Origin of the sequence: Cellulosimicrobium cellulans (genome assembly GCF_001722485.1) — a bacterium.
In the GTDB taxonomy this organism is placed as follows: Bacteria; Actinomycetota; Actinomycetes; order Actinomycetales; family Cellulomonadaceae; genus Cellulosimicrobium; species Cellulosimicrobium cellulans_A.
Window position 1 is genome coordinate 1 of sequence record NZ_LWGL01000219.1, and the last position, 4456, is coordinate 4456.

Consider the following 4456-nt stretch of genomic DNA (forward strand, 5'->3'; position numbering starts at 1 on the left):
GCGGTCACGTCCGTGCCCCACGCCGCGCGCAGGCGGGCGCGCGCCCGCGAGAGCGCGGCGTCCGCCCCGCCCCGGGACACGCCCAGCACGACCGCGAGCTCCTCGCCGCCGAGCCCCTCCCACGCGTGCAGGAGCAGGATGCGCCGGTCGCGCGCGGACAGCGTCGCGAGCGCGCGCCGCACCTCGTCGTCCTGCACCACGACGTGCTCGACGTCGGCGCCCGCGTCGGCCTCGTCGGGCACCGAGGCGACGGGCACGGGGCGGGCCTTGCGGCCGTGGTTGGCGAGCACGAACCCGGCCGTGCGGTACAGCCAGGGCAGCTCCGCGCCGTCGGGCACGTCGGTGCGGCGGCGCCACGCGGTCGCGAGCACCTCGGCGGTGAGGTCCTCGGCGTCGGGACCCACCGCGCCCCGGCCGCTCGGGAGGCGGCGCCGGAAGTAGCGGTGCAGCGCCGACGCGTGCGCGCCGAAGAGCGCGGCGAACCACGCGTCGTCACGGACGGGGGCGCCCGCGGGCGGGTCGGGCGTCTCGTCGGTCGTCACGGCGGCTCCTCGGCGGTCGTCGTCGTCGGCCGCCCCGGTCGGCGGGCGGGTGTCGTCACCCGCACTGTGTCGCCGGGCGGCCCGACCTTGCACGACGCCCGCCCGCTCTTCGCACGGCCGTACGCGCACGAGGATCACCCGGTGCGGCCCCGATCCTGCCACCGCCGGGCGCCTACGCTGTCGCCCATGGACGGGACGCAGCACGACGTCCGGCGTGCGGAGCGGCACGCGCGCGCACCGCGACGACGCCGCCGGTGGGTCGGCTGGACCCTGCTCGCCCTCGTGGTGCTCGCCCTGGTCGCCGTCGGGCTGCTCGTCCGCGACGCGCTCACCGCGCGCGACGCGCTCACGCGCGCGATGGACGAGGTGCCGGCCGCCGAGGAGGCGCTGCGCGCCGGCGACCTCGAGACCGCGGACGCGACCCTGGCCCGCGTGCAGCCGCTCACCGCGACCGCGCGCGCGAGCACCGACGGTCCGCTGTGGGCGCTCGCCGCCCACCTGCCCCTCGTGGGGCAGGACGTGCGCGCGTTCTCCGCGTCCGCGGCGACCGTCGACGACCTCGCCGCGACGGTGCTCCCGTCCCTCGCCGAGGTCCTCGCCGTCGTCGACGGCGGCGCGGTCGCCGTCGTGGACGGCGGCGTCGACCTCGCCCCGCTGGAACAGGCCGCGCCGCTCACCGCGCGCGCCGCGGACGCGTTCGACGCGATCGACGCGCGGCACGAGGCCGTGGACCGCGGCGCCCTGCACGCGGAGGTCGCCGAGCCGTACGACCGGCTCACGGCCGCGACCGACGAGCTGCGCCCGCTCGTGCGCACCGCCGAGCGCGTGACGGCGCTCGGCCCCGCGATGCTCGGGGCCGACGGGCCGCGCCGCTACCTCGTCCTCGCGCTCAACAACGCCGAGCTGCGCGCGACCGGCGGCATCCCCGGCGCGCTCGCCGTCGTGGCGGTCGACGGCGGCCGCGTCACCCTCGAGCGCCAGGCGGCGACGGCGGACGTCCCGCCCTTCGACGCGCCCGTGCTGCCGCTCGACCCCGGCACCGAGGAGCTGTACTCCGACCGGCTCGGGCGCTTCGTGCAGGACACAACGCTGACGCCCGACTTCCCCACCACCGCCGCGCTCGCGGCCACGATGTGGGAGCAGGCGCAGGGGCAGGCCGTCGACGGCGTCGTCGCGACCGACCCCGTGGCGCTGTCCTACCTGCTCGAGGCGACGGGGCCGCTCGACGTCGGCGGGACGACGGTCGAGGCGGGGAACGTCGTCCAGGTGCTTCTCGCGGACGCGTACGCGACGTTCGAGGCCGGCGAGGAGACGGACGCGTTCTTCGCCGCCGTCGCGACGACGGTCCTCGGCACCGTCCTGGCGGGCGGCGCCGACCCGGCGACGGCGACCGACGCGTTCGACCGCGCGGCGGCCGAGCACCGGCTCCTGCTGTGGTCCGCCCACGAGGACGAGCAGGAGCGGCTCGCGGGCACCGTCGTCGCGGGCGACATCGACACGGCGGAGCGCGCGGCCGGGACCGTCGGCGTGTTCCTCAACGACGGCACCGGCGGGAAGATGGGCTGGTTCCTCGACTCCGCGGTCGAGCTCACGTCGAGCACGTGCACCGACGCCGGCCGCGTCGACACGTTCGCCGTCCGGCTCGCCTCCACCGCGCCGCCCGACGCCGCGACGGCCCTCCCCTGGTACGTGACCGGGGGCGGGATCGCCGGGGTGGAGCCCGGCGTCACGCGCACGTTCGTCACCCTCTACCCGCCGCGCGGCGGGCGCGTCACGGACGCGCGCGTCGACGACACGTCCGCCGTCGGGCAGCCCGGGACCGTCGCCGACCGGTCCGCGCTGTCGGTCATGGTCGACCTCGCGCCCGGCCAGGGCACGACGCTCACGTTCTCGACCGTGAGCACGAGCGGGCAGGCCGGCGACGCGACCCCGGGCCGGCTCGACGTGTGGAGCACGCCCACGGCCCGCGCGCCGGGCCTGCAGACCGTCGACGTCGCGACGTGCGGCTGACCAGCGGGTGAATATCCGTCACGGATCGGTAACGATCGGGCACGGCTGATTATTTTCACCCGGACGAGCGTCCAACTCATTGTTCGGCGTCATTACTGTGGGGCGCACCCGGCCACCGCCGGGAGGCCGATCTCCCGAGCGAGGGACCGTCGAGGTCCCTCCCCGCACCCGCACACGTCACCACGAGACGAGGACGAGCCATGAGCACCTCGAGGACCCGCCGCGCCACCGCGCGCACGCTCGCCGCCACCGCGGCCGCCGGGATCGTCGCCGCGCTGAGCGCGCCCGCGGCGTCCGCCGCGACGGGGGACGACTCCTACGTCCCCGAGCCCACCATGGACGTCACCGTCCGCAACCCCGTCTGCGACGGCGACGTGCCGTACCTCGAGTACGCCGTCGAGGTCGAGGGGGCGGCCGGCGACACGCTCACCATCACCTGGCTCAACCCGGACGGCGAGGACGTCGTGGAGACGGGCCTGCCGCTGTCCGGCCGCGTGCCGTGGCCCGGCGCGGTCGTCGGGGCCGACGGACGCGGTGCCGACTGGCCCGGCTGGCGCCTCGAGGACGGGGTGTGGGTCGAGGGCGACGAGTACGACTGGGTGCGCCCGTCGGTCGACGTGGTCTTCGAGGCGAACCCGGAGGCGATGGTCACGGTGGACTACCCGCCGTCGGCGCCCGAGTGCGCGATCAACCCTCCGGGCGAGGACGAGCCCGCGAGCCCGGTCTCGAACCCGGTGGCGGCCTCGCCCGACGAGGAGCAGAGCCTCGCCTCGACCGGCGCGACCGTCGGCCTGTACGCGGCGGTCGCCGCGGGCCTCGCCGCGGTCGGTGCGGCCGTCCTGCTGCTGACCCGGCGCGCACGCCGCGGCTGACCGGGCGGCGTCAGCCCGTCGGCGTCTGCTGGTAGAGCGCGAGCCGCAGCTCGCCGTCGACGCGCCGGTACACGCTCGTCATGAGCGCCGTGAACGGCGGCTCGTCGCCGCGCACGGACGACGCGCGGTAGACGAGCGCCGCGCACTCGTCGCCGAGCCGGACGACGCGCGCCTCCGTGATCTCGTACGAGTCCCACGGGGGCGCCTCGTCCAGCGACGCGGCGATCGTCCGGCGGTCGAGCACCATGCCGCCCGCGACGACCATGAGCGCGTCCTCGCACATCAGCGAGCCGTAGAACGAGCCGCCGCGGGACTCGCACAGCGCCGTCCACCCGGCGTGCTCCGCGGCGAGCATCTCCTCGAGCGTGAGGTCGGTCATGCCCTGACCCTACGGACGCACGCTCCGAGCGCCGAGGACCCGGCCGGGCGCGTCGCCGGTCGTGGCCGACTCAGGCCTCGAGCAGGAGCGTGACGGGCCCGTCGTTGAGGAGCTCCACGCGCATGTGCGCGCCGAACCGCCCGGTCGCGACCTCGACGCCGCGTGCGCGCAGGTCCTCCACGACGGCGTCGACGAGCGGCTCCGCGACCGGGCCCGGCGCCGCGCCGTTCCACGACGGGCGCCGGCCCTTGCGCGTGTCCGCGTAGAGCGTGAACTGGCTGACGACGAGCACGGGGGCGCCCTCGTCGAGGACCGAGCGCTCCCCCGCGAGGATGCGCAGCTCGGCGATCTTGCGCGCGATCGTCTCGACCTGGGCGGGCCCGTCGTCGTGGGTCACGCCGACGAGCGCCACCAGGCCCGGTCGGTCGAGCGCCCCGACGACCTCCGTCTCGCCGTCGTCCCCGACGACGGTCACGCTCGCGTGCGCGACGCGCTGGACGACGGCCCTCATGCCGCGACGCCCCCGCGTCCGAGCGTCGGCCGGACCGTGCCCACCGGCCGACCGCCGCCGAGCACGGCGACGTCGCCGAGCGCGGCCAGGGCGTCCTGGTCGGCGCCCGGCACGTCGGCCGCGTCGAGCAGGCGCAGCGCCG

At 77.0% G+C, this 4456-nt stretch carries 5 protein-coding genes; 2 read left to right on the top strand and 3 right to left on the bottom strand.

Annotated features, from left to right (window positions below; translation table 11 throughout):
* Window positions 1-542 (bottom strand): RNA polymerase sigma factor (locus JZ5iCDA_RS15895; RefSeq protein ID WP_069388025.1); only part of this gene is annotated, 542 nt, incomplete at its 3' end.
* Window positions 543-728: 186 nt separating this feature from the next.
* On the opposite strand from JZ5iCDA_RS15895, the gene JZ5iCDA_RS15900 reads away from it, so the two are divergent.
* Both JZ5iCDA_RS15900 and JZ5iCDA_RS15905 read left to right on the top strand, forming a co-directional pair.
* Complete coding sequence (locus JZ5iCDA_RS15900) at window positions 729-2552, top strand: DUF4012 domain-containing protein (protein ID WP_083260088.1); 1824 nt, start codon at window positions 729-731, stop codon at window positions 2550-2552.
* Window positions 2553-2752: 200 nt separating this feature from the next.
* Window positions 2753-3424, top strand: a complete 672-nt coding sequence (locus JZ5iCDA_RS15905) for a hypothetical protein (RefSeq protein WP_069388026.1) — start codon at window positions 2753-2755, stop codon at window positions 3422-3424.
* A 10-nt stretch (window positions 3425-3434) separates the two neighbouring features.
* Here JZ5iCDA_RS15905 and JZ5iCDA_RS15910 read toward each other — a convergent pair whose 3' ends face one another.
* Both JZ5iCDA_RS15910 and dtd read right to left on the bottom strand, forming a co-directional pair.
* On the bottom strand, window positions 3435-3803 hold the full coding sequence (locus JZ5iCDA_RS15910; RefSeq protein WP_069388027.1) for a nuclear transport factor 2 family protein: 369 nt from the start codon (window positions 3801-3803) through the stop codon (window positions 3435-3437).
* A gap of 70 nt (window positions 3804-3873) precedes the next feature.
* Complete coding sequence (gene dtd / locus JZ5iCDA_RS15915; protein WP_069388028.1) at window positions 3874-4314, bottom strand: D-aminoacyl-tRNA deacylase; 441 nt, start codon at window positions 4312-4314, stop codon at window positions 3874-3876.
* Between the last annotated feature and the right edge of the window lie 142 nt (window positions 4315-4456).

What these genes read in the sequence shown, in the direction of transcription:
- JZ5iCDA_RS15900 (WP_083260088.1), top strand. Translation starts at nt 729, where the DNA reads ATGGACGGGACGCAGCACGACGTCCGGCGTGCGGAGCGGCACGCGCGC.
- dtd (WP_069388028.1), bottom strand. Translation starts at nt 4,314, where the DNA reads ATGAGGGCCGTCGTCCAGCGCGTCGCGCACGCGAGCGTGACCGTCGTC.
- JZ5iCDA_RS15910 (WP_069388027.1), bottom strand. Translation starts at nt 3,803, where the DNA reads ATGACCGACCTCACGCTCGAGGAGATGCTCGCCGCGGAGCACGCCGGG.
- JZ5iCDA_RS15905 (WP_069388026.1), top strand. Translation starts at nt 2,753, where the DNA reads ATGAGCACCTCGAGGACCCGCCGCGCCACCGCGCGCACGCTCGCCGCC.